General features: G+C 31.3%; 22 protein-coding genes and 1 pseudogene (1 of these 23 cut by a window edge). 11 read left to right on the top strand and 12 right to left on the bottom strand.

Going from position 1 to position 24,842, the window contains the following annotated elements; translation table 11 throughout:
• From thrS to RRF68_RS11555, 5 genes and pseudogenes are all read left to right on the top strand, one after another.
• On the top strand, window positions 1-1,837 hold the 3' portion of the coding sequence (thrS, locus tag RRF68_RS11575; protein WP_315944451.1) for a threonine--tRNA ligase. 110 nt of this gene lie to the left of the window's left edge; only the last 1,837 of its 1,947 coding nucleotides appear in the window; its start codon lies beyond the left edge, outside the window; its stop codon occupies window positions 1,835-1,837.
• Window positions 1,838-1,909: 72 nt separating this feature from the next.
• Entirely contained in the window at window positions 1,910-2,428 is a 519-nt protein-coding gene (infC, locus tag RRF68_RS11570; RefSeq protein ID WP_315945378.1) for a translation initiation factor IF-3, read from the top strand.
• 48 nt (window positions 2,429-2,476) lie between these two features.
• Entirely contained in the window at window positions 2,477-2,674 is a 198-nt protein-coding gene (gene rpmI, locus RRF68_RS11565; RefSeq protein ID WP_315944450.1) for a 50S ribosomal protein L35, read from the top strand.
• A gap of 105 nt (window positions 2,675-2,779) precedes the next feature.
• Window positions 2,780-3,123, top strand: a pseudogene (gene rplT / locus RRF68_RS11560) (50S ribosomal protein L20).
• Window positions 3,124-3,216: 93 nt separating this feature from the next.
• Complete coding sequence (locus RRF68_RS11555) at window positions 3,217-3,816, top strand: hypothetical protein (RefSeq protein WP_315944449.1); 600 nt, start codon at window positions 3,217-3,219, stop codon at window positions 3,814-3,816.
• A gap of 74 nt (window positions 3,817-3,890) precedes the next feature.
• Here the strand turns inward: RRF68_RS11555 and RRF68_RS11550 are convergent, their stop codons facing one another.
• The gene (locus RRF68_RS11550) at window positions 3,891-5,567 is read right to left on the bottom strand and encodes a formate--tetrahydrofolate ligase (RefSeq protein ID WP_315944448.1); all 1,677 of its coding nucleotides are present in this window, start codon (window positions 5,565-5,567) and stop codon (window positions 3,891-3,893) included.
• Window positions 5,568-5,774: 207 nt separating this feature from the next.
• Between RRF68_RS11550 and secDF the strand changes: the two genes are divergently transcribed.
• The 4 genes from secDF (at window position 5,775) to RRF68_RS11530 (ending at window position 11,829) form a co-directional block, all read left to right on the top strand.
• On the top strand, window positions 5,775-8,753 hold the full coding sequence (gene secDF, locus RRF68_RS11545) for a protein translocase subunit SecDF (RefSeq protein WP_315944447.1): 2,979 nt from the start codon (window positions 5,775-5,777) through the stop codon (window positions 8,751-8,753).
• An 87-nt stretch (window positions 8,754-8,840) separates the two neighbouring features.
• Window positions 8,841-9,959, top strand: coding sequence for an adenylate kinase (locus tag RRF68_RS11540; RefSeq protein ID WP_315944446.1), 1,119 nt, complete (start codon window positions 8,841-8,843; stop codon window positions 9,957-9,959).
• Window positions 9,960-10,084: 125 nt separating this feature from the next.
• Complete coding sequence (obgE, locus tag RRF68_RS11535; protein WP_315944445.1) at window positions 10,085-11,074, top strand: GTPase ObgE; 990 nt, start codon at window positions 10,085-10,087, stop codon at window positions 11,072-11,074.
• 125 nt (window positions 11,075-11,199) lie between these two features.
• Entirely contained in the window at window positions 11,200-11,829 is a 630-nt protein-coding gene (locus tag RRF68_RS11530; protein ID WP_218772262.1) for a hypothetical protein, read from the top strand.
• 20 nt (window positions 11,830-11,849) lie between these two features.
• Here RRF68_RS11530 and RRF68_RS11525 read toward each other — a convergent pair whose 3' ends face one another.
• The 5 genes from RRF68_RS11525 to surE form a co-directional block, all read right to left on the bottom strand.
• The gene (locus RRF68_RS11525) at window positions 11,850-12,320 is read right to left on the bottom strand and encodes a C40 family peptidase (protein ID WP_315944444.1); all 471 of its coding nucleotides are present in this window, start codon (window positions 12,318-12,320) and stop codon (window positions 11,850-11,852) included.
• A 3-nt stretch (window positions 12,321-12,323) separates the two neighbouring features.
• Window positions 12,324-12,839, bottom strand: a complete 516-nt coding sequence (locus RRF68_RS11520; protein ID WP_315944443.1) for a C40 family peptidase — start codon at window positions 12,837-12,839, stop codon at window positions 12,324-12,326.
• A gap of 79 nt (window positions 12,840-12,918) precedes the next feature.
• A complete protein-coding gene (gene lpxB, locus RRF68_RS11515) occupies window positions 12,919-14,028 on the bottom strand; it encodes a lipid-A-disaccharide synthase (protein ID WP_315944442.1) in 1,110 nt (369 codons plus the stop codon).
• A 12-nt stretch (window positions 14,029-14,040) separates the two neighbouring features.
• The gene (locus RRF68_RS11510) at window positions 14,041-14,328 is read right to left on the bottom strand and encodes a hypothetical protein (RefSeq protein ID WP_315944441.1); all 288 of its coding nucleotides are present in this window, start codon (window positions 14,326-14,328) and stop codon (window positions 14,041-14,043) included.
• Window positions 14,316-15,086: a 5'/3'-nucleotidase SurE gene (gene surE / locus RRF68_RS11505; RefSeq protein WP_315944440.1), complete on the bottom strand. Its 771-nt coding sequence runs from the start codon at window positions 15,084-15,086 to the stop codon at window positions 14,316-14,318. The genes RRF68_RS11510 and surE overlap by 13 nt, the downstream gene beginning before the upstream one ends.
• A gap of 351 nt (window positions 15,087-15,437) precedes the next feature.
• On the opposite strand from surE, the gene RRF68_RS11500 reads away from it, so the two are divergent.
• Window positions 15,438-17,558, top strand: coding sequence for a carboxy terminal-processing peptidase (locus RRF68_RS11500; protein WP_315944439.1), 2,121 nt, complete (start codon window positions 15,438-15,440; stop codon window positions 17,556-17,558).
• Window positions 17,559-17,674: 116 nt separating this feature from the next.
• Here the strand turns inward: RRF68_RS11500 and RRF68_RS11495 are convergent, their stop codons facing one another.
• Window positions 17,675-18,469: a DUF2797 domain-containing protein gene (locus RRF68_RS11495; protein WP_315944438.1), complete on the bottom strand. Its 795-nt coding sequence runs from the start codon at window positions 18,467-18,469 to the stop codon at window positions 17,675-17,677.
• Between the two features lie 65 nt (window positions 18,470-18,534).
• Here RRF68_RS11495 and RRF68_RS11490 point away from each other — a divergent pair, with 65 nt between their 5' ends.
• On the top strand, window positions 18,535-20,043 hold the full coding sequence (locus RRF68_RS11490) for a GH3 auxin-responsive promoter family protein (RefSeq protein ID WP_315944437.1): 1,509 nt from the start codon (window positions 18,535-18,537) through the stop codon (window positions 20,041-20,043).
• 2 nt (window positions 20,044-20,045) lie between these two features.
• Here the strand turns inward: RRF68_RS11490 and RRF68_RS11485 are convergent, their stop codons facing one another.
• The 5 genes from RRF68_RS11485 to RRF68_RS11465 form a co-directional block, all read right to left on the bottom strand.
• Complete coding sequence (locus tag RRF68_RS11485; protein ID WP_315944436.1) at window positions 20,046-20,510, bottom strand: hypothetical protein; 465 nt, start codon at window positions 20,508-20,510, stop codon at window positions 20,046-20,048.
• Window positions 20,511-20,545: 35 nt separating this feature from the next.
• Window positions 20,546-21,799 (bottom strand): tetratricopeptide repeat protein, encoded by a 1,254-nt coding sequence (locus tag RRF68_RS11480; RefSeq protein ID WP_315944435.1) that lies wholly within the window; start codon window positions 21,797-21,799, stop codon window positions 20,546-20,548.
• Between the two features lie 8 nt (window positions 21,800-21,807).
• A complete protein-coding gene (locus RRF68_RS11475) occupies window positions 21,808-23,049 on the bottom strand; it encodes a M56 family metallopeptidase (protein WP_315944434.1) in 1,242 nt (413 codons plus the stop codon).
• A 106-nt stretch (window positions 23,050-23,155) separates the two neighbouring features.
• Window positions 23,156-23,518, bottom strand: a complete 363-nt coding sequence (locus tag RRF68_RS11470; RefSeq protein WP_218772250.1) for a BlaI/MecI/CopY family transcriptional regulator — start codon at window positions 23,516-23,518, stop codon at window positions 23,156-23,158.
• A gap of 3 nt (window positions 23,519-23,521) precedes the next feature.
• Window positions 23,522-24,439, bottom strand: a complete 918-nt coding sequence (locus tag RRF68_RS11465; protein WP_315944433.1) for a hypothetical protein — start codon at window positions 24,437-24,439, stop codon at window positions 23,522-23,524.
• Window positions 24,440-24,842 lie beyond the last annotated feature (403 nt).

Here is a 24,842-nt window from a genome sequence, read left to right as displayed (position 1 = left end):
TGCAAATTTTAATGGTACCACTATCGAAACCTCCACTCCGCTTACGACAGATGGTTCTTTAATACTATATACCTTTAATGACGAAGGTGGTAAGAAGGCTTTTTGGCATTCTTCTGCGCACGTGTTAGCTCAGGCTATTTTAGAGTTTCACCCAAATGCTAAATTAACAATAGGACCAGCAATTGATAATGGTTTTTATTATGATGTTGATTTAGGAGAGGGAACTATTTCTGATAAGGATTTCTCTGCTATTGAAAAAAAGTTTTTAGAATTTGCTAGAGGAAAGCATGAGTTTAAATTACGTTCTATTTCTAAAGCAGATGCCCTAGCCTACTATAAAGAAGAAGGAAATGAATATAAAGTTGAATTAATTGAAAATTTAACTGACAGTGACATTACTTTTTGTGACCATAGTGACTTTACTGATTTATGTAGAGGTGGACATGTTCCTAACACAGGAATACTAAAAGCCATTAAAGTGATGAGTGTTGCTGGTGCTTATTGGAGAGGTGATGAAAAAAACAAGCAATTAACTCGTATATATGGGATCTCTTTTCCGAAACAAAAAATGCTTACGGAGTATTTAGAGTTATTGGAAGAGGCTAAAAAACGTGATCATAGAAAACTAGGTAAAGAATTAGAGCTATTTACATTCTCTCAGAAAGTAGGAGCTGGTTTACCTTTGTGGTTACCTAAAGGAGCTGCTTTACGAAATCGCTTAGAAGAGTTTTTAAAGAAGGCTCAAAAGAAAGCTGGTTACGAAATGGTAATGACTCCGCATATCGGACAAAAGGAGCTATATGTTACTTCTGGTCATTATGCTAAATACGGTGAAGATAGTTTTCAGCCTATAAAAACTCCTAAAATGGATGAAGAGTTTTTATTAAAGCCTATGAATTGCCCACATCACTGTGAAGTTTACAACTTTAAACCTCATTCTTATAAAGATTTACCAAAACGTTTTGCTGAATTCGGAACTGTTTACAGGTACGAACAAAGTGGAGAATTACATGGATTAACCCGTGTAAGAGGTTTTACACAAGATGATGCTCATATTTTCTGTACTCCAGAACAATTAGATCAAGAATTTAAAGACGTAATTGATTTAGTACTTTATGTATTTAAGTCTCTAGGCTTTGAAGACTTTACCGCGCAGGTTTCTATCAGAGATATGGCAAATCCTGATAAATACATAGGTGATGTTAAAACATGGGAACTTGCTGAACAAGCAATTATAAATGCAGCAACAGATAAAGGTTTAGATTTTGTTATTGAAGAAGGTGAAGCTGCCTTTTACGGTCCGAAATTAGACTTTATGGTAAAAGATGCTTTAGGTAGAAGTTGGCAGCTTGGAACTATTCAGGTTGATTACAATTTACCAGAACGTTTTGACTTAAATTACAAAGGAAGTGACAACGAATTACATCGACCAGTAATGATTCACCGCGCACCTTTTGGGTCGATGGAACGATTTATTGCCGTGTTATTAGAGCATACAGGAGGTAATTTTCCTCTTTGGTTAACGCCAGAGCAGGTTATTATACTGCCAATCAGTGAGAAATATCAAAAATATACTAAAAAAGTTTTAACTTTGTTAGAAAATTCCGAAATTCGCGCCCTGGTAGATAACCGAAGCGAGAAAACTGGAAGAAAGATTCGTGACGCTGAAGTAAGCAAAATTCCATTTATGGTAATTGTTGGTGAAAAGGAAGAACAAGATGGCACGGTATCTGTAAGAAAACACGGAGAAGGAGATATAGGAACATTTACAATAGAAGAGTTTATATCTCTAATACAAAAAGAAGTTAGTGAAGTATTGGTTCCTTTTGGAAACTAAAAAATAAATAATAATTTAAATATATAGGTCATAGCAATTAGAAGAAGAGGCGGACGTAGACCGCTCAGAGTAATCAAAGAAGATCAACATAGAATTAATGATAAAATTAAATATGTTGAGGAAGTTCGTCTTGTTGGCGAAAACATCGAAGTAGGTGTTTATGCTTTGGAAAAAGCCAAAGAGATAGCACGTGAACAAGAGTTAGATTTAGTTGAAATTTCACCTAAAGCCGTACCTCCTGTTTGTAAAGTTATTGATTATAAAAAGTTTTTATACGAACAGAAAAAACGTGATAAAGCTTTAAAATCAAAAGCAACTAAAGTTATTGTAAAAGAGATTCGTTTCGGACCTCAAACTGATGAGCATGATTATGAGTTTAAAAAGAAACATGCTATTAAGTTTTTACAAGACGGTGCAAAGTTGAAAGCATTTGTTTTCTTCAAAGGACGTTCGATTGTTTTTAAAGAACAAGGGCAAATTTTATTATTAAAATTAGCTCAAGAATTAGAAGATTACGGTAAGGTAGAGCAAATGCCTAAGTTAGAAGGAAAACGTATGATTATGTTTCTTGCTCCTAAAAAGAGTAAATAAACTAAAAATCGTTCATAATATATAAGCAAGATAAACTAAAAAACAAAGATGCCTAAAATTAAAACAAAGTCTAGTGCCAAGAAACGTTTCAAGTTAACTGGTTCTGGAAAGATCAAAAGAAAGCACGCGTTCAAAAGCCATATCTTAACAAAGAAGTCTAAAAAACGTAAGCTTGCTTTAACTCATGCAACATTAGTACACAAGTCTGATGTAGCAAACATTAAGCAACAATTAGTTTTAAGATAATATCTTAACCTAATTTGTTAGCCAGGGAATTTAATTATTAACCATGGAGTTAGGCTCAATTAAGTATCGATATTCGGTCGCCTACTACAAAAAACCATTTGAATTATGCCAAGATCAGTAAATTCAGTAGCCTCAAGAAAAAGAAGAAAAAAATCTTGAAGGCAGCAAAAGGTTACTTTGGAAGACGTAAAAACGTTTACACAGTAGCAAAGAATGCGGTAGAAAAAGCGATGACATATGCTTATCGTGACCGTAAAAACAATAAGAGAAACTTCCGTTCATTATGGATTCAACGTATTAACGCTGGAGCTCGTCAGTTTGGAATGTCTTATTCTCAGTTTATGGGGAAAGTTAAAGCTAACAACATCGAATTAAACCGTAAGGTTTTAGCCGATTTAGCTATGAACAACCCAGAAGCTTTTAAGGCCATTGTAGAAAAAGTAAAATAAGTTTCATATACTTGCTTATACTAAAAACCCAAACTTAAACGTTTGGGTTTTTTTAAACCTATTATACTCAATATTTACATAAAATTCTCATCTATGAAAACTTTAAGAATTCTATTTTTAATTATCATAACACAAAACATTACAGCACAAAGTCGTTTATCTAAAAGTCAAGTAGATTCTTTGCCTAATACTATAGAAAATCAGTTTACAAAAATTTACAGATTATCTAACAATTGGCAAGAGTACAAAATGATTAAAAGAACTCAATTTGTGAGTTTTGAAAAAAACATACTTGATAGTGTTTCTGCTATAAAGAAAGACGTAATTACAAAGCAGCTTAAAATAAACGAACAATTAAAAAACTCTAATTCTTTAAAAAAAGAAATTACAACATTAAAAGGTAATTTATCTGTATCTCTTGAAAAAGAAGATGCTATTTCTTTTTTAGGAATACCTTTAAACAAAGCAACCTATAATACTATTCTTTGGAGTATTATTGGTGGTTTACTTATTGGATTGGCTTTTTTTATTTTTAAGTTTAACGGAAGCTACTCTATTACAAAAGAAACAAAAGATTTATTAGTTGATGTTGAGCATGAATTTGAACAGTACAAAAGAAGCTCTATTAGTAAAGAACAAAAGTTAAGACGTCAGTTACAAGATGAAATTAACAAACAACGTGGTGTGAATTAATTTTTTAACCCGATATAAAACAACAAACCCCGAGTTAAATAACTCGGGGTTTGTTGTTTTTAATTGAGGCTTATTTATGACAACCCTGAAATTACACCATTACTATCGATACTCATATTCTCGGAAGCTGGTGTTGCCGGTAAACCAGGCATACGCATCATTTTACCTAAAATAGGAATTACAAATTGTGCCCCTGCTGCAATCTCTATTTCACGAACATTAATGGTAAAACCCTCTGGTCTTCCTATCAACTTATCATCATCAGAAAAAGATTTTTGGGTTTTTGCCATACAAACCGCAAAATCATTAAACCCTAATCTATCAATTCTTCTTAAATTCAATTCTGCTTTTTTATCATAAGTAACAGCATCGGCACCATAAATTTCTTTTGCAATCTTTTCTATTTTATCTTTTACAGGACTTTTCCAATCATATAAAGGTTTAAATTGTGTTTCTCTATTTTCAACCACATTAACCACTGCTTTTGCTAAGTTTTTGGTTCCTTCTCCTCCTTTTTCCCAACCTTCTGAAACTACAGCTTCAACACCTAGTTTTTTACAAGCAGCAATTACAAAACTAACCTCTTCATCAGAGTCAGAAATAAATGAATTGATTGCAACTACTGGCTCGATATTGAACTTGCGAATATTTTCTATATGTTTTTCAAGATTTTTAAACCCGTCTTTAACTTTCTCCAAGTTAAGAGTATTATATTCTTCTTTCTTAGCTCCACCATGATGGCGCAATGCTCTAATAGTTGCAACCAACACAACACACTTCGGATTTAATCCTGCGTATGCAGATTTAATATTTAAAAACTTCTCTGCTCCTAAATCGGCTCCAAAACCCGCTTCGGTAACCACATAATTAGACAATGACAATCCCATTTTAGTAGCAATAATTGTATTTGTTCCTTGTGCTATGTTTGCAAAAGGCCCTCCATGAATAATTGCAGGGTTCTCTTCTAGCGTTTGTACTAGGTTTGGTTTAATAGCATCTTTTAGTAAAATAGCCATGGCGTCTTGCGCATTTAAATCAGCAGCAAAAACAGGCTTTTTATCAAAAGTAAATCCGATAAATATATTACCTAATCGCTTTTTTAAATCATCAAAATTCATCGCCATACAAAGTATTGCCATTACTTCGGATGCTGGCGTAATATTAAAACCATCTTCACGAGGAATACCGTTTGCTGTTCCGCCTAAACCAATCGTAATTTGACGCAATGCACGATCGTTCATATCAATAACACGTTTCCATAAAATAGTACGCGGATCTATATTTAAATTATTCGTTTGGCTTTGTAAATTATTATCTATCAAAGCCGATAATAAATTATTTGCTTTTTCAATGGCGTTAAAATCACCCGTAAAATGCAAATTGATATCTTCCATTGGCACTACTTGTGAATAACCACCTCCAGCAGCACCACCTTTAATTCCGAATACCGGCCCTAACGAAGGCTCTCTTAAAACTACAGTAGCTTGTTTACCTATCTTATTCAATCCTTCGGTTAACCCGATAGAAACTGTGGTTTTACCTTCTCCTGCAGGTGTAGGCGTTAAGGCAGTTACTAAAACTAAATTATTCTCTTTTATTCTATCTTCATCAATTAAATGTAAAGGCAATTTAGCTTTATATTTACCATACATTTCTAGATCATCTTCTTCTACTTTTAGCTTATTGGCTATATACTTAATATGTTGTAAATCTTTTGCTTGCGCTATCTCTATATCGCTTAAATGTGCCATAGCTTATTTTTTTATTTTTAGTTATTGATTATTTATAAATCGAGAAAGTAAATGTACATAATATAATCCCTACAAAAACTGACATTTATTAGCTTTATATAACTAAACTTGGTAGATTCAGATAAATATGATAAAAGAATTGGCAAATCTTTTTTGAAATACTATATTTGCACGTTTTAAAAAAGAACTCGAATTAAACTATTATAGATGCAGAACAAAGGTCTTATTAAATTATTTGCTGTCCTTTTCGGATTAGTAAGCTTGTACCAACTGTCGTTTACATTTTTTGCTAATAAAGTAGAAGATAGCGCTAAAGTATATGCAAAGGAAAACGTTAAAGATAACAAAGGTAGAGAGTTAGCTAGATTTGAGAGAAAATATCTTGACAGTGTTGCTAACGATAAAATAGTAAATTTAGGCGTTGCTGAGTACTCTTATAACGACATTAAGGAGCGTGAAATGAACCTTGGTTTAGACTTAAAAGGAGGTATAAATGCTATTTTACAAGTATCTGTAAAAGATATTTTAGTTGCTTTAGCAAATAACTCTAATAACAGCGTTTTTAGAGAAGCTTTAGAGAAAGCTAACGAAGCTCAAAAAGCAAGTCAAGATAATTACTTAGATTTATTTTTTAGCGAATTCGAAACATTAAGTAACGGAACCGTTAAATTAAGTGACCCTGCAATATTCGGAACAAAGTCTTTACGTGAAAAAATCGACTTTAATAAAACGAATGCTGAAGTAAAAGTTGTTCTTCAAGAAGAAATTAATACATCTATCAATACTTCTTTTGAAGTACTACGTAGTCGTATTGATAAATTTGGGGTAACACAACCAAACATACAACGTATTGGTAACTCTGGTAGAATTCAAATTGAATTAGCAGGAGCTAAAGATATAGAACGTGTTACTAAATTAATTACAAGTACTGCTGAATTACAGTTTTGGGAAGTATATACCAATGCTGAAGTTCAAAACTTTTTCTTTGCTGCAAATGCAAAGGTTGCTGAAATCTTAAAAGATGATTCAACTACTGAAAAAGTTAAAGATTCTACAAAAACTGATGACATCGATGATTTATTAGGTGCATCTGCTGATTCAACTAAAGTTGACAATCAAAAAAACTTATTTACTTACTTGTTTCCTAATGTAGCTCAAAACCAACAACAAATGAGCTCTTTAGTTGCACAAGCTAGAGTACAAGACACTGCTAAAGTTAACAGCTTATTAGCAGATAAAAGCGTAAGAGCTTTATTACCTACTAATTTAAAGTACGTTAAATTCTTATGGGACTACAAAGCACAACCTAGTACTGATGGTTCTGCAGAAATTATAGGTTTATATGCCATAAAATCTAACAGAAACGACAAACCTGCAATTGATGGAGATGTAATAGCTGACGCAAAACAAGATTATGATGAGCTAAGTAAGCCAGTTGTTTCTATGTTAATGAATGGTACAGGAACTAAAAAATGGTCAAAAATGACTAGCGAAAACGTTGGTAAATTTGTTGCTGTTGTTTTAGATGATTACGTTTATACTGCACCTGTTGTAAACGGCGCAATTACTGGAGGAAGTACTCAGATTTCTGGAGGGACAATGAGTGTTACAGAAGCACAAGATATTTCTACAGTATTAAAAGCTGGTAAATTACCTGCTCCTGCAAGAATTATTCAAATGGAAGTTGTTGGTCCATCATTAGGTCAAGAATCTATTGATGCAAGTATCTGGTCATTCGGATTAGCAATCTTATTAATCTTAATATGGATGATTTTATATTATGGTAAAGCTGGTTTATATGCAAACATTGCTTTATTAGTAAACATCTTATTTATCTTCGGATGGTTGGTATCGTTTAACGCGGTATTAACATTACCTGGTATTGCTGGTATTATCTTAACCATAGGTATGTCGGTAGATGCAAACGTAATTATTTTCGAAAGAATTAAAGAAGCCTTAAGAGGTGGTAAAAGTTTAGATACAGCAGTTAGTGAAGGATTTAGTTTTAAAGGAGCTTTATCTGCAATTATCGATGCAAACATTACCACTTTCTTAACAGGTCTTATCTTATTTATATTTGGTACAGGACCAATTAAAGGTTTTGCTTATACTTTAATGTTAGGTATTGCAACTTCATTATTTACTGCAATTTTTATTACTCGTTTATTAATAGACGGATCAGTAAATAAAAAAGCTAACTTAACTTTTAATACAAATATTTCTAAAAACTGGTTTAACAATATCAATATCGAATTCTTAAAGAAACGTAAGTTAGCTTACATTATTTCAGGATTCTTTATTCTTGCTGGTTTAGTTTCTATTTTTACTTTAGGATTAAAGCAAGGAGTAGATTTTAAAGGAGGTCGTTCTTATGTTGTTCGTTTCGATCAGCCAATGAACGCTACTGAAGTTGCTGCTTCTTTACAAGGTGCTTTTGAAGCTGCTCCTGAGGTTAAAACTTACGGTTCAGATAATCAATTAAAAATAACTACAGCTTTTAAAATTGATGAAGAAGGTACTGAGGTTGATGAACAAGTTCAGAATGCTTTATACAGCGGATTAAAATCTTATTTAGGTACAACTTCTTACGAAGACTTTAAACCTGGATTCGAAAAAGCTGGTAGCGGAATTATGAGCTACATGAAAGTAGAGCCAACCATTGCTGATGATATTAAAAAATCTGCATTATGGGCGGTAATCGGTTCATTACTTGTAGTATTCTTATATATCTTATTACGTTTTAGAAAAATGTCTTACTCTATTGGTGCAGTAGCAGCAGTATTTCACGATGTATTAGTGGTATTAGGAGTATTTTCTATCTGTTACAAATTCATGCCTTTTGATATGGAAATCGGACAATCTTTTATCGCAGCTATCTTAACAGTTGTTGGATACTCATTAAATGATACCGTGGTAATTTTCGATAGAATTAGAGAATATGCAGGCGAAAGCAAAACATTTACTGCTGGTTTAGTAGACAAAGCATTAAGTAGCACTTTAGGAAGAACAATAAATACTTCTTTAACTACATTATTAGTAATGTTAGCTATCTTTTTCTTCGGAGGAGATTCTATTAAAGGATTTATGTTCGCATTAATCGTAGGTGTAGTTGTAGGTACGTATTCATCATTATTCGTAGCAACACCAATTATGTTTGATGCTTCTAAAAAAGAAGACAAAGAGTAACATTCTTATATAGATTACAAAAACCGTTTTGAATATTATTCAAAACGGTTTTTTCATTTACAATCAAGCAACTATCTTTGCAGTCTGATGAAAATTACAAAACTCCACGATTTATACTTTAAAGAATTCATTTCTTCAAATGAAATCTCAACGATTGCCAAAAAATTAGCGCAACAAGTAAAAGCTGATTTACCAAAAAATGAAGTACCACTATTTATTGGTATTTTAAACGGATGCTTTGTTTTTACTGCCGATTTTTTACGTGCATACAAAGGCGATTGTGAAATTAGTTTTGTAAAATTAGCTTCTTATGCAGGAACAACATCAACAGATGATGTAAAAAAACTAATCGGTATTAATGAAGATATAACGAACCGTACGGTTATTATATTAGAAGATATTATTGATACTGGCGCAACATTACAGGAGATTTACGAAATCTTCAAAACAAAAAACATAAAAGAATTAAAAATAGTAACACTTTTTTACAAGCCAGATGTATATCGAAAAGAGTTGCCTATAAATTATATCGGAAAGAGTATTGAAGATAAATTTATTGTAGGTTACGGATTAGATTACAAAGGCTATGGTAGAAACTTGCCTGCTATTTACCAATTAACAACACAACCTAAAATGAAAAACATCGTATTATTTGGCCCTCCCGGTGCCGGAAAAGGAACACAAGCCGATTTATTAAAAGAAAAATATAATTTAGTTCATATTTCTACTGGTGATGTTTTCCGTTTCAATATCAAAAATAAAACGGAACTAGGCTTACTTGCTAAAACGTATATGGATGACGGAAATTTAGTTCCGGATGAAGTAACCATTAATATGTTAAAAGCGGAAGTAGAAAGAAATGCAGATGCTAACGGATTTATCTTTGATGGTTTTCCTAGAACAGAATCACAAGCAGAGGCTTTAGACACTTTTTTAGGTGAAAAGAACGAAAGAATTAACGGTATGGTTGCTTTAGAAGTTTCTGAAGATTTATTAGTTGATCGCTTATTAGAAAGAGGCAAAACAAGTGGTAGAACTGATGATACTGATGAAAGTAAAATTAGAAATCGTTTTAACGAATACAATACAAAAACAGCTATTTTAAAAGACTATTACCAAGAACAAGGTAATTATTACGGGGTAAACGGAGTAGGTTCTATTGAGGAGATTACACAACGTTTATCAACCGTGTTTGATACATTATAAGACTCACGTCATTCCGAATGAAATGAAGGAATCTTTAAATAGATTGCTTCAAAATTAACATTTATAGGATAGACGTCAATTAACTTAGTTCTGTTTAAATAAAAACAGAAAACAACTTAGAAACAATGACTGAAGGAAATTTTGTTGACTATATAAAAATCTACGCATCTTCTGGTAAAGGAGGTCGAGGATCAGTACACTTACATCGTGAGAAATTTATTACTAAAGGTGGACCTGATGGAGGTGACGGTGGTCGTGGAGGTCACATTATTTTACGTGGCGATAAAAGTATGTGGACACTTTTTCATTTAAAATTTAAACGCCATTTTAGAGCAGAACCGGGTGGTGATGGTAGTGCGAGTCGAAGTACTGGGCATGATGCAAAAGACATTATTGTTCCTGTACCGTTAGGAACTATTATTCGCGATGCCGATACTGACGAAATTTTATACGAAGTTACGCACCATGATCAAGATATTACCTTATTAAAAGGAGGTAAAGGTGGTCGTGGAAACTGGCACTTTAAATCATCTACAAACCAAGCTCCGCGTTATGCACAACCTGGTATTGATGGTGTAGATGGATGGTTTCGAATAGAACTTAAATTATTAGCTGATGTTGGTTTAGTTGGTTTTCCTAATGCAGGTAAATCTACTTTATTATCAGTAATTACAGCAGCAAAGCCAAAAATTGCAGATTATGCTTTTACAACCCTTAAACCAAATTTAGGTATTGTAGAACACCGTAATCATAAAAGTTTTGTGGTAGCAGATATTCCTGGAATTATAGAAGGAGCGGCTGAAGGAAAAGGTTTAGGGCATTATTTTTTACGTCATATTGAGCGTAACTCAACCTTGCTTTTCTTAATTCCTGCGGATAGCGATGACATTAAAAAGGAATATGAAATTCTGTTAAACGAATTACGCAAACACAATCCTGAATTGTTAGACAAAGATCGTTTGTTAGCTATTTCTAAATCAGATATGTTAGATGACGAATTAAAAGAAGAAATTAAACAAGATTTACCAGAAGGTATTGATGCTTTGTTTATTTCGTCTGTAGCACAATTAGGACTACAAGAACTGAAGGATAAATTGTGGGATATATTAAATTAATATTCTTTCAATAATAAATTTTATAAAAAGCAACCTCAAATGAGGTTGCTTTTTTGTTTTGGCTTTAGGCTGGTTTTCGATAACTATACTATCCATGTCCTAAATGATTTTTCACAAGCTAATAAATGAAACTACAAGAATTAAATAATTGGTTGAAAGAACTAAAATTTATAATAATTGATTTAAACATCTCAATTAATAGCTCTAAATATTTAATTAAGGAAGAAGGCACTAAAACTGTAGAATCGATTAAAGAGCTCAGCTTTTTTAAGCACTATACTTATCAATTAAAATTTATAACTATTATTCAACTTTCCAAATTTTTTGGGAAGAGTAAAAATCAAAAAACCAACATAAACAAACTTTTAAATAAACTGAAAAACGAAGGATATGATACAGATTTAAACAATCTACTTTTAAAAAATTTGAATTCTAACAATGGATATAAGCATAAACAAGATATTATAAAATCTATTAATTTTTTAGAAAAAGAAATACAAAAATCAGAAGCAACTATAGCTAAATTGGTAGACTTAAGGGACAAGGTATATGCCCATAATCAACCAAACAAGGTACTTAAAGACGTATATTGGAATGAATTAGAATTGTTAATAATATTAGCTGCAAAATGTTATGATGAGGTATATAAAAATTTGCATCACATTGAAGTTAAATTTGAAAAAACATTACCTTGGGAAGTGAAAAGAATCATTGTAGGCTTAGCTTATTACAAAGACTTTTATAATAATAACTAACAATTTCTAAATAATATAAACTACAATACTCGTGTCGCTTTTACAAACTCATTTTCCCAATAAGTTTCCTTCATTGAAGAAGTGACTACGCCTTTTGATGTGGTAGAATGCATAAAAAATATTTCATCATTCTCTATTAAAGTTATCAAGCCAACATGGTTTATTTCGCCTTTTAAACGTGCAATATCAAAAAAAAGTAAATCCCCTACTCTCACATCAATTAAAGCAATCTCTTTCCCTTTAACACTCATCGCTTTTGATGAACGTGGTAATTGAATACCTACTTGTTTAAACGATGTATTTACAAGCCCCGAACAATCCATTCCGTTTTTAGTTGTTCCACCTGCTTTGTAAGAAACACCCGTATACGAATTGGCTATTTCTAGTAATTTATTAATTTTAGTATTTGCTATTTTATCGTTTCCTTGAATCGAAAACCTAAAAATAATAAACACCATAATCACAATAAATAAAAGCAGGTTTTTGTTCATTTCTTATAAAATTCTTTTTGCCTTTATAAATGCTTTTTTCCAGTAATCATTATACAAGGAAGTAACAAGAACTCCGCGAGAAGTTGTTGAGTGTATAAACTTAATATTACCGTTATCTATAGATGTTACCAAACCAACGTGATTAACTTTACCTCTTTTTCTAGAAGTTTTAAAGAATAATAAATCTCCTCGTTTCACTTTACGCAAAGAAATATCACGACTTTTACTGTACAACTCTCCAGATGTTCTTGGAACAGTAACATTACGTTGTTTAAAAGATGTATAAATTAAACCAGAACAATCCATGCCTTTTCTGTTCATTCCTCCATACCTGTATGGAACACCTTTATAAGTTACCGCTGTCCAAACAACTTTATCTGCAATTGTTGGATTTTTTAGTGAACTAGCTGATTTATTCTTTACTTTTTTAGGTTTTTTGTAAGTACTTATGTTTTTTGATGATCCGCAGGAAACCATTAAAAAAGAAAGTAGTATTATATAGATTGCTTTTTTTATCATATTATTATCAAATCGAGCGCAGTCGAGAGTTAATTCTACCTATTTTTATATCTCTCGACTGCGCTCGAGAAGACATACATTATTGCAATCCGCTTACAATTAATTTTGCTGTTTTTTCAGAGGCTCCTTTACCTCCTAATTTTTGTTCTAAATCGAAATAAGATAAAAACAATTCTTCTCGATGTTTAGTGTCTAGAATATGCTTTAGCTCCTTTGCAAGCTTCTTTTTTGTAAAATCATTCTGAATCAACTCAGTCACCACCTCTTTATCCATAATTAAATTCACCAACGAAATATACTTTAAAGTAATAATTCGTTTTGCTATTTGATATGAAATATTACTTCCTTTATAACAAACTACTTGCGGCACTTTAAACAATGCTGTTTCTAAAGTTGCCGTTCCTGATGCTACTAAAGCTGCATGCGAAATACTTAATAAATCGTATGTTTTATTGTTAATAAACTTAACGTTAGAATCTCTAATAAATTCTTTGTAAAACTCATAAGGCTGACTCGGCGCTCCGGCAACCACAAATTGGTAATTAGGAAAATCGTCCACTAAAGAAAGCATTACGGATAACATCTTTGTTATTTCTTGCTTTCTACTTCCAGGTAACAAAACAACAATATCTTTGTTACCTAAATTATGTTCCGATCTAAAATCTTTTACGTTTACTTGCTTTCTTCCTGCAATTCCGTCTATTAACGGATGCCCTACAAAATGCACATCGTAGTTATATTTTTGATAAAATTCTTTTTCAAACGGAAGGATAACAAACATAGCATCAACATCACGCTTTATATCTTTTACCCTGCCTGCTCTACTTGCCCAAACTTGTGGAGAAATGTAATAATTGGTTTTAAAACCCTGTTCTTTTGCCCATTTTGCTATCCGAAGATTAAAACCTGAATTATCTATTAAAATTAACACATCTGGCTTAAAATTAGCAATATCTTTTTTACAGAAAGACATCATGCCTAATATCTTTCGTAAATTCATTAACACTTCTAAAAACCCCATAAAAGCTCGTTCTTTATAGTGCTTTACAAGCGTACCTCCTACTTCTTGCATTAAATCACCACCCCAAAAACGAATTTCTGCGGATGGATCTTCTTTTAATAAAGCTTTCATCAAGTTAGCGCCGTGTAAATCACCCGAAGCTTCACCTACAAGAATGTAATATTTCATGAATAGTAATTGTTATATAAATTTTAAAACAAGGGTTATTAAGGCAACAACGATTGTTGTCATTAAAACTCCTCTTGCTCTATAATCTTGATTCTTTTTTAAAAACACCCAAAAAACAAATAAATTAGGAATTGCAGCCAATGCCAAAACAGGTCCTAAAACACCGCCTTCTATTACTTTTTTAAATGTTTCTGCCATTGTATCGTCCGATATAAATTCTAAATAAATAAAAAGACCACACAAAGTTGCGACTATAGATGTTAAAACTCCTATTACAACTTCTTTACTTATATGTCCCATGAGTTTAATTTTTGAATTGCATGATGTGCCGTCATATCAAAATGAACGGGAACCATTGAGATGTAACCGTTTTCTAAGGCCCAAATATCTGTATCTTGTCCTTTATCTCTATTTACAAACTCCCCTGATAGCCAATAGTATTCTTTACCATACGGACTCTTACGTTTATCGAAATTTTCTTTCCAATAACCATTTGCTTGGCGACAAACACGTATCCCTTTAATATCATCTTCCTTTAACTTCGGAATATTTACATTTAACACTACACCTTCTGGCAAACCGTTTAATAAAACATTCAACACTATTTTTTCAATATATTTTTTAGCTGCTCTAAAATCGGCATGCCAATCAAAATCTAATAACGAAAAACCAATTGCAGGAATTCCTTCAATACCTGCTTCTACGGCAGCACTCATCGTACCAGAGTAAAGAACATTAATTGATGAATTTGCGCCATGATTAATTCCTGAAACACATAAATCTGGCGTACGATTTAAAATTTCGTTTTTTGCCATTTTCACACAATCAGCCGGAGTGCCAGAACAACTGTATTCTATTTGTGGTCCGTCGTCAATTGTAATAGGATTACAGTGCAAAACATTGTCTACCGTAATTGCATGTCCCATTCCGCTTTGCGGACTATCGGGTGCCACAACAACTACGTCACCAATTTTATTCATTATTTCTATCAACATACGAATACCAGGTGCGGTAATTCCGTCGTCGTTTGTTACCAAGATTAAGGGTCTTTCTTGCATAGTGTGTTAGTTTTACAACAAATGTAACATAAAAAAAGCACTATTATTTTAACATTTTTTAAAGACAGAATCCTTTATTTTATGCGTAAAATTGTAGTAATCAAACACAAACAACATGGTACGTTTTATTGTTTATTTAACTGTTTTTATTATTTCTATATTTTTTTCGATAATAATCACTTAAAAAACAGATATTAGTTATAATAGTGCCCTTTTTTATTCATAATTTTAAATTAACAAAAATATTAACGATACCTATTAAATCATTTTAAAAAAAATGCCTCACTTAAAAAGTGGCATTATTTTAGTAGTTTAGTATCGCCAAGCACATAATTAAAAGACAGAAGATATATGAAGACGAAATTTATAATTCCTTTTTTAGCTATTACGCTATTATTTTCAAACGCAACTTATTCGAATACGGCTTCTGAACCAGATCCTGATAAAGACAGAGTAATTGTATATGTTTTAAAAAATATTTTAAGCAGGTATCATTATGTTCAAAAAGAACTAAATGATGATTTTTCTGAACATGTTTACAATACATTTATTGATGGTTTAGACCCTAATAAAAGGTATTTTACACAAGAAGATTTAAAAGAATTTTCTCAATTTAAATACCAAATAGATAACCAATTAAAAGACACTAAAATTGATTTTTACAAATTAGTATACAATCGATTTTTAGCAAAACTAGGTACTGCAAAGGATAATTACCGCGCATTATTAGCACAGTCTTTTAATTATAAAAAGAATGAGGTTATTGATGTTGATTACGACAAAATACCATTTGCTAAAAATGAAAGTGAATTAGTTGATTACTGGAGAAAACAGTTAAAACTTTCTATTTTAAGTAGAGTTGAAGATGCTGAAGACTTACAAAATGGTAAAGCTAAAAAAGACACAACTTTTAAAAAGAAAACATTTTCTGAACTTGAAAAAGAAGCTAGAAAAGATGTTTTAAAGAATATGAATGAATTATACCAACGTATTGATGAATTAGAAAATTCGGATTGGTATTCTACCTTCTTAAACAGTGTAGTTAGTGGTTTCGATCCACATACAACTTATATGTCTCCTCGTATTAAATCTCGTTTCGATCAAGAAATGTCAGGTAAATTAGAAGGTATTGGTGCCCGTTTACAGAAAAAAGGAATTTATACACACATTGTTGAACTAATTTCTGGAGGTCCAGCTTGGAAACAAGGCGATTTAGAACCTGAAGATATTATTTTAAAGGTGGCACAAGGAGATGCAGAACCTTTAGATATTGTTGGTATGCGTTTAGATGATGCTATTAAATTCATCAAAGGAAAAAAAGGAACTGAAGTTCGCTTAACAGTTAAGAAAAAAATTGATGGCTCAATTAAAACAATTCCTATTATTAGAGATGTCGTTGAATTGGATGAGACTTTTGTAAAATCGAGTATTGTTGAAAAAGATGGTGAGAAATACGGGGTTATAGATCTACCTAGATTTTATATTGATTTTAATGACTTAAGCCGCAGAGATGCCGCAAAAGACATGGAGAAAGAAATTGAGCGATTAAAAAGCGAAAACGTAAAAGGATTAATTGTTGATTTACGTGATAATGGTGGTGGTTCTTTAAAAACTGCTATTGAAATTGGTGGTTTATTTATTGAAAAAGGACCAATTGTGCAAGTAAAATATAGAGATGAAGCTCCTTTAGTAAAGAATGATACTGATGCTAAAATTCAATGGAATGGACCTTTAGTTGTAATGGTGAATGAATTTTCTGCTTCGGCTTCTGAAATTTTTGCTGCTGCAATGCAAGATTATAAGCGTGGTGTAATTATAGGTGGTAAACAAACTTATGGTAAAGGAACCGTGCAAAATGTGTTGCCTATTAACCGTTTTTATGAAAAATACCCGAGTGATTTAGGCGCGTTGAAAATGACCATTCAAAAATTTTACAGAATAAATGGTGGGTCTACTCAAATTGAAGGTGTGTATTCTGATATATCATTACCTACAAGATATAGCTACATGAAATTTGGTGAGCGTGATTTAGACGGCGCTTTACCTTGGGATAAGGTAGAACAAGCCAAATATAGCACAACAAATACCTATAGTAATTTTGCAGATGCTATTTATAAGAGTCAACAACGTGTTCTTAACGATGAAAAATTCAAGAAAATTAATGAGTATGCTAAATGGTTGAAGAAAAATCAAGAAGAAAGAATCTATTCTTTAAAATATAGCACTTACAAAAAAGAAAGTGAGAACAAAACAAAAGAAGCTGAACAGTTTAAAGACCTTTATAAATTTGATTCTAACTTAACTTTTAACTCACCAAAATACGAGCTAAACTTATTTACAAAAGATACTGTTTTAAAAGAAAAACGTGTTGTATGGCATAAGAACTTAAAAAAAGATATTTATTTAAACGAAGCGCTTAATGTGCTGAGTGAATTAAAAATGAATAAAAATTATACCATTGTAAAACAATAAAAAAAGCAGCCTACGGGCTGCTTTTTTTATTATAGCTGTTTCAAATTATAATCTAACGTCATTCTGAAACTGATTCCGAAACTCATAATAATAATAATAATAATAATAATTACTTACTAAACCAACTCTAATTTAACCACCAAACCTTCGTTAGCTCTAACGTTAAAAACAGTTTCATCTTCAAAAATTAAATATTGCCCTTTAACACCAACCAAAACACCCGTATAAGTTTGTTCTTTTACAATATTTAAACTTTTAGGTTTTAATGGATATTTAGCAACAGGAAAATTAATAATAGTCTCTTTATTATTTTCTATAATGTACTCTTGCGCCTCTGCAGGTATAAACTCTCTTAATTTCTCTTGCCAAGACACTAGGCTTTCATCTACAACATCATTCTTAAGCATTTTTCGCCAATTGGTTTTATCAGCTACATGCTCTTTTAAAGCTACTTCTGTAATTCCTGCTAAATAACGATTAGGAACCTCAACAATTTCAATTGCCTCATGTGCCCCTTGATCTATCCAACGTGTTGGTACTTGTTGTTTTCTGGTAACTCCAACTTTTACATTACTAGAGTTTGCCAAATAAACAATATGCGGTTTTAATTGCACTTTTTTCTCATACTCTATATCGCGATCTTCAATTCCTAAATGCGCTTTACTTAATTCAGGTCGCATAATCCAATCTCCAGCATTTGGTGTTTCAAAAAAGCAACTTTTACAAAACCCTTGACGGTATACCTCTTTTTCTAAATGACAGTTTAAACACTCATAGGTAACAAAACTTAATGTGATGCTTTTATTTAGCAACTGATTCACATTTATAAAATCAGATTTCATATCTAAATAATACTGAACTGTCTCTAAATTTTCAGTTGTCATTTTTTTTAAAACTCCTTGGTATTGCATGTCTTAAATTTTATTACTTTTAGCTTCACAAACTTACAGTAAATAATTAAATTAAGAGGTAATATATGTCGTTTCCATTTATAAATTCTATCATTTCTTGGTTTTTAAAAAAGCGTAAACATCAAGTAGAATTATTTTTAAAATATCCTGTTGATGTACAAGATGAACTACTACAAAAATTACTAAATACTGCCAAGAATACCGAATTTGGAAAACAACATTCTTTTGCATCCATACATAATTACACTGATTTTTCTAACAATGTTCCTATTCAGAAATACGAAAGTATAGAACCTCTTATTGAGCGTTGTAGAAAAGGAGAACAAAATTTATTTTGGCCTACGCCTATTCATTGGTTTGCAAAAAGTAGCGGAACTACAAATGCCAAAAGTAAATTTATACCTGTTAGTGATGAAGCGCTAGAAGGCTGTCATCTAAAAGCAGGAAAAGACATGCTGTGTTTATACATTAATAATAATGAAGACACACAAATGTTTAAAGGTAAAGGATTAAAATTAGGAGGGAGTACAGCTATTTACGAAGACAATAATTCTTATTTCGGCGATTTATCTGCAATTATAACCGAAAACTTACCTTTTTGGGCAGATTTTAGCTCTGCTCCTAGCCAGGAAGTTTCTTTAATGGCTGAATGGGAAACTAAAATGGAAGCTATTATTGATGAAACTATCGATGAAAACATTACGAGTTTAGTTGGGGTTCCTAGCTGGATGTTGGTTTTATTAAATCGTGTTTTAGAAAAAACAGGAAAAGACAATATTTTAGAAGTTTGGCCAAACCTAGAAGTTTATTTTCATGGTGGCGTAAACTTTAGTCCATACCGTGAACAATATAAAAAACTGATTCCGAAAAAGGATTTCAAATACTATGAAACCTATAACGCTTCAGAAGGTTTTTTTGGAATTCAGGACAGAAATAATTCTGATGAAATGCTACTAATGTTAGATTATGGTATTTTTTATGAGTTTATTCCGATGAATACTTATGACGGAGAAAACTCAACTGCAATTTCACTTTCCGAAGTTAAAAAAGGCGTGAATTATGCCATTGTAATTACTACAAATGGTGGCTTATGGCGTTATTTAATTGGTGATACTATTAAGTTTACTTCAACAGACCCTTATCGCATTAAAATTACCGGCCGAACCAAACATCATATTAATGTTTTTGGTGAAGAACTAATTATCGAAAATGCTGAAAAAGCATTAAAAGCGGCTAGTGAAAAAACCGATGCAAACATTAAAGATTACACTGTTGGTCCTATTTTTATGGATGGTAAAAAAAGTGGCGGTCATGAGTGGATTATCGAATTTAGTAAACCGCCTAAAAACATTAAATACTTTACCGAATTGTTAGATAACTCTTTAAAAACTATCAATTCAGATTACGAGGCTAAACGCTACAACAATTTAACATTGGCAATGCCGATTATACATGAAGCTCGTGAAAATTTATTTTACGATTGGCTACGAGAAAAAGGAAAACTTGGTGGCCAACATAAAGTACCTCGCTTATCTAACAAACGTGATTTTGTAGAGGAACTGTTAAACTTATAAATTTAATAAACCTCAAATTTTAAAGGCAATTGATATTGTGTTGTTACCGGAATACCTCTTTTAAAAGCAGGAGTAATTCTTGGTAATTTCTTAATAGCACTTCTTAAAACACTATCTAATTTAGGTAGTTGATTTTTAATAGCTATCGATGCTGTAATTTTTTTAAGCCTAAAATTACCTTTGTTATCAATTAATAAATCAATTAAAACAGTTTCATTAATAGTTTGTTCGGTTACGAAGTTATACGTTATTAAAGAAGCTTGCATTCTTTTATGTATCTCTTCACTAAAACAAACGCTATTTTTTTTAATCGATAAATTTTTACAGTTTTTAAAAGTCGGAGAAACATCTACCTGCGTATAATCAATAACTGTATTTAAGTTGTGATTTTTATCATCTTCTGATAAAAAACCACAACTCAAACTTGTAAAAATTACTATAAAAAAAATCACATAAAAAAATCTCATCTCCTTGATTTTGAGATGAAAATACAAAAAATGATTTACTCTAGCAGTTCTCCTTTTAAGAAATAAAACTTTTTAATTTCTTTTAAACGTGTTTTTACCTGACTCGTTAGTAAAGAGTCACTAGTTCTAAACTTATTCAGGTAGTTTTTATAATACTTGTACGCTATTTTTTTATCCTTATAAAAATTTTCTGATGTATTTGCTAACTGAAATAATGCTCTGTAATTCTTAAAATTTTCTTCATAAGCATCTCGGTAAGCATTCATTTCTTCTTTTGCCTTGCCTAATTCTTTATAAGCTCTTGCTAACTGATAATATTCTGTATCACGCGCTTCTTTACCTACGTATGTTGCAAACCAATAATTAAAACGAGCACTTTTATAGTCTTTTTCAGCAAAATCAATATCACCTAAATACGTGTACGATTTAAAATCTGCTCTATCTATTTTTAGTGCTTTCTTAAAATTATTTCTTGCTTTTTCATAATCTTTCAACTTAAAAAAACTGCGTCCTAACATCTTTTTTGTGTAGTGCTCGTTTGGCTCTAGTGAATCATTTTTTTCCAATAAGTCAATAGCATTTAAGTATTTTTTATTTCTATATAAATTATTAATTTTTAATCTATTTAACGCAATATGGTTTGCGTTTACCTTTAAACCTTTATCAATAAATAAATTGGCAGAATCTTTATCTCTTAAAAGTGTATACGCAACTGCCAATTGGTGAATTGCTTTTATATGTTCGTTGTCGTTTTTATAAGTTGCTAAAAAACTATTAATTTTTAAATCTCTCTTTTTAAGTAACGTATATACAATTGCCATTTGATAATGATAGTTTGCATTGCTTTCATCTTTTTTTATGAGCTCCTCAAAAATAAACTTTGCTTTCTTAGGTTGTTTTGTTTGTAAATACAGTTTTCCTAATTGATAATTTATTAATGAATTATCTGAATCGGTAGTTGTAATTTCTTCAAAAACTGTAATTGCTTTTTGTAACTTTTTTTCTTTTTGATAACTTTTTCCTAAAGCTACTTTAACCGAATACTCGTTGTTTAGCAACAGTGCTTTTTCGTAATATTTAGATGCTTGTTTATAGTTATCAATAGAACTATAAATACTTGCAATTTTTTTGTTTGATTGATAACTCTCTGGCATTTTTTTAAGTTGTATTAATGCTTTTTGATAACGCCCAATATGTACCAAGCTATCTACAGTAATAAAAGTCGAGGTTTGCGCCCCGACTTTAAAAAATGAAATAATAAGAACAATAGTTAAAATTTTCTTTTTCATAGTTAAATTTACTTTATCTCAAATGTAATAGGAAGTGTATAGCCTGTTCTAACTTTTCTTCCAGCTTTTTCTCCTGGTTTCATTTTTGGTAACTTTTTTAGCATCTCAATAGCTTGTTCTTTTAACTTCGGATGGGGAGCACGTGCATTTACACTAACAATACTACCATCTGTATCAATCTTAAACTGCACATAGATTCTTTTTTTACCAGGAACTAACCCCAAAGAATCTTTGTTTTTAATTTTAAAATTTTCAGCTGTAAACTTAGCCATACTTTTATTAAAACAAACTTTATCTCCTTCTTCACATCCTGGGAAAGTTGGGTATTTATCTAAAGTAGAAAATGGGACATCTTGTACTTCTACGACCTCTATAATTTCAACTTTTTTAGTAACTTTTTTAGTACTTGAACAAGAAGCATACAACACCATACTAGCCAACAACGGAATTAATAATAGATACTTTAATTGCTTTACTTGTTTTGATTTTCCTTTTGTCATCATAATAACTCTTTTTTTAATTAATGAATGTTTGTAAAATTGATTTACGAATGAGATGTTTTCTACCTGAAAAATATCAGATAATAAATTGTTGATGTAGTTTTCTTTTTCGGTTGATTTCGTTACTACATCGTCTGAAATATATTCGTGTACCAACGATATACGGTTTTGATACACATACACCATCGGATTAAACCACATGAATATTCTTAAAAACTCGAAAAGCAATAAATCGAAGGTGTGTTTTTGCGAACTATGCACTAACTCGTGTTCAATGATCTTTTCTTGTTTCGCTGCCGGAATTCCTTTTCCCAAAAAGATATAGTTAAAAAACGAAAATGCTTTGGCGTTTTTAGGCAACAACACTAATTTGTATGCCTGTCTGTTTTCACTTCCGTATTTAAAAATTAAACGGACTATTCGCTGTAGTTTTATAATAAAAATTGTTAAAAAAAGTAAACTCCCCGCTATAAATAAAACATCTAAATAATTTATAGATTGATACCAAGCTGCTTTTTCTATTACTCGCTGAGGCGACAAAACTACTTCGGGTAATAAAATGGTGTATTCTAACGGAACTACTTTTTGTATGGTTGGTATTTTAAAAAGCGGTAATAAAAATGAAATAACCGATGTACTTAATAAATACCACCTGTTTTTGGTAAAAAAAGTTTCTTTACTTAAAAAGAAATCATAAACGGCAACAAACAATGTCTGAAATAAGATGACTTGAATTATATAATTTATCATGACTTTTTGTTTTATGTTATAACTTCGAGTTTTATTGATAGAAATAAACTTGTAAAATGTTCTCGATACAAATTTTTTATGCTTCAAAATTTACTCGAACTGACAGTTATTTTTTATTTTTATTAGCTTCCTTTAAAATGCTTTCAAGCTCGTTAATGTTCATTTCGTTTTCTTTCATAAAAAACGACACCATACTTTTAAATGACCCTCCAAAATAACCGTCCATTAACTTATGTAAACTTTGGTTGCTATAAGACGATTTTTCTATTAACGGATAATACACATAACCTCTACCTTTCGTTTTATGCCCTACAAATTCTTTGGTTTCTAAAATTCTGATAATTGTAGAAACCGTATTGTATGCCGGTTTAGGAATCGGTAATTCTTCTATTACACTTTTTACAGATGCTTCTTGCAATTGCCATAAAACTTGCATTATCTGTTCTTCTGCTTTTGTTAATTGTTTCATCTGTTAGTTTTTACTTAACCAGAATACTAAATTTCTGATAAATTCTAAATTATTGGGTGCACTTTCCGCATGGAATCCAAACTTATAAGTCCCCGTATTATTTGTTATTGTCTGAGCCGTAAACATTGCTGCTTCGCCAAAAACTGCTATTTTTCCTTTTCCGTATGTTAAAATTGCGCCTTGGTATTTGTCTTTTAAACCGTGTCTTGGAGTTTCATCATTAAACTGCCAAGCAATTGCTGGCGCTAAACAATAATCATCTTTTTTGAATTTTAAAATTCCTTTTGCTGAATTCGGAATTGTAAAAGCCGAGCCTGTAAAAGTTGTTATCGCATTTATTTTTTCACCTAAAGTTCCGTTTGTAATTTCTGAGCTTACCAATCGCTCGTTATCTTCCGAAAAAACATCCGGCAAGTTTCTTTCTTCTTTTTGTAAATAAGCAAAACCATCGCAAAAATTAAAACCAAAAGCATTTGCTAAATTGTTTGCTGCTCCGGCAAAAGGCATGTGATCTGCAATTAATAATAAGCTACCTCCTTTTTGAACCCAACTTTGTATATACTTAATTTCGTTTTTCGCAAACGCTGTATGAATTGGCTGTCTCCAATTCCTAACATTTTTTTGATGTATCGGATTTGAAATCACCAAAATATCATTGCTCTTTAATATTTTTAAATTGATGAGACTATCTACTTTATAACCATCAGCAGTTAATAAATCAGAAAAAGGTTTGAATCTACCTTCTTTTTGATGAAAATTTTGATGCGTTTGATCTATATATATTGTAGGTCCTGCTGATTTTAAAAACCTAGGATTTTTAATTTTTGGCACATCAATATTAGCAGCTCTTTGTTGTGAGAAACAAAAACTTGTTAAAAAGATTACTACAAAAACTATGTTCCGTTTCTTTATTATGGTCATTTTATAAATTTTAACTCTTCAAATATAACTAAAAAATTAGTTTAAACTAGTTTTTTAGTTATAAATATATGTAACAAACAATTATTGTATTCGTCTTATAATATATAAGTAGGGGTTCTTTAAAAAATAAAGCCTCCTGTTTTTAAACATTAACCAATGCCTATATTTATTCTATAATGAACTTTCAAAATAAATGACACACATTATGCATTAGGGTAAAACGCTGTCAATTCGAGTGAATTTTATGATTGGAATGAGTCAAATTTGTATCGAGAATTTCAGCTTTACTTCGCTAACTTGTTCTCGATACAATTTTATACCGTTATCACTTTATAAAACCACTCGAACTAACATTTTAAAACGGCTATAAATCAAAATACATAATGCGCTAAATAGCGTATTA

This window comes from Tenacibaculum sp. HL-MS23 (assembly GCF_032463465.1).
Lineage (GTDB): Bacteria > Bacteroidota > Bacteroidia > Flavobacteriales > Flavobacteriaceae > Polaribacter > Polaribacter bernardetii.
The sequence above is the reverse complement of the archived record's forward strand: the minus strand, read 5'-3'. Positions and strand labels throughout refer to the sequence as shown.

What these genes read in the sequence shown, in the direction of transcription:
- RRF68_RS11525 (WP_315944444.1), bottom strand. Translation starts at nt 12,320, where the DNA reads ATGAACAAAAACCTGCTTTTATTTATTGTGATTATGGTGTTTATTATT.
- RRF68_RS11540 (WP_315944446.1), top strand. Translation starts at nt 8,841, where the DNA reads ATGAAAATTACAAAACTCCACGATTTATACTTTAAAGAATTCATTTCT.
- RRF68_RS11495 (WP_315944438.1), bottom strand. Translation starts at nt 18,469, where the DNA reads ATGCAATACCAAGGAGTTTTAAAAAAAATGACAACTGAAAATTTAGAG.
- RRF68_RS11550 (WP_315944448.1), bottom strand. Translation starts at nt 5,567, where the DNA reads ATGGCACATTTAAGCGATATAGAGATAGCGCAAGCAAAAGATTTACAA.
- RRF68_RS11555 (WP_315944449.1), top strand. Translation starts at nt 3,217, where the DNA reads ATGAAAACTTTAAGAATTCTATTTTTAATTATCATAACACAAAACATT.
- surE (WP_315944440.1), bottom strand. Translation starts at nt 15,086, where the DNA reads ATGCAAGAAAGACCCTTAATCTTGGTAACAAACGACGACGGAATTACC.
- RRF68_RS11470 (WP_218772250.1), bottom strand. Translation starts at nt 23,518, where the DNA reads ATGAAACAATTAACAAAAGCAGAAGAACAGATAATGCAAGTTTTATGG.
- RRF68_RS11485 (WP_315944436.1), bottom strand. Translation starts at nt 20,510, where the DNA reads ATGAGATTTTTTTATGTGATTTTTTTTATAGTAATTTTTACAAGTTTG.
- RRF68_RS11520 (WP_315944443.1), bottom strand. Translation starts at nt 12,839, where the DNA reads ATGATAAAAAAAGCAATCTATATAATACTACTTTCTTTTTTAATGGTT.
- RRF68_RS11475 (WP_315944434.1), bottom strand. Translation starts at nt 23,049, where the DNA reads ATGATAAATTATATAATTCAAGTCATCTTATTTCAGACATTGTTTGTT.
- RRF68_RS11530 (WP_218772262.1), top strand. Translation starts at nt 11,200, where the DNA reads ATGAAACTACAAGAATTAAATAATTGGTTGAAAGAACTAAAATTTATA.
- RRF68_RS11465 (WP_315944433.1), bottom strand. Translation starts at nt 24,439, where the DNA reads ATGACCATAATAAAGAAACGGAACATAGTTTTTGTAGTAATCTTTTTA.
- obgE (WP_315944445.1), top strand. Translation starts at nt 10,085, where the DNA reads ATGACTGAAGGAAATTTTGTTGACTATATAAAAATCTACGCATCTTCT.
- RRF68_RS11500 (WP_315944439.1), top strand. Translation starts at nt 15,438, where the DNA reads ATGAAGACGAAATTTATAATTCCTTTTTTAGCTATTACGCTATTATTT.
- lpxB (WP_315944442.1), bottom strand. Translation starts at nt 14,028, where the DNA reads ATGAAATATTACATTCTTGTAGGTGAAGCTTCGGGTGATTTACACGGC.
- rpmI (WP_315944450.1), top strand. Translation starts at nt 2,477, where the DNA reads ATGCCTAAAATTAAAACAAAGTCTAGTGCCAAGAAACGTTTCAAGTTA.
- RRF68_RS11510 (WP_315944441.1), bottom strand. Translation starts at nt 14,328, where the DNA reads ATGGGACATATAAGTAAAGAAGTTGTAATAGGAGTTTTAACATCTATA.
- RRF68_RS11480 (WP_315944435.1), bottom strand. Translation starts at nt 21,799, where the DNA reads ATGAAAAAGAAAATTTTAACTATTGTTCTTATTATTTCATTTTTTAAA.
- RRF68_RS11490 (WP_315944437.1), top strand. Translation starts at nt 18,535, where the DNA reads ATGTCGTTTCCATTTATAAATTCTATCATTTCTTGGTTTTTAAAAAAG.
- secDF (WP_315944447.1), top strand. Translation starts at nt 5,775, where the DNA reads ATGCAGAACAAAGGTCTTATTAAATTATTTGCTGTCCTTTTCGGATTA.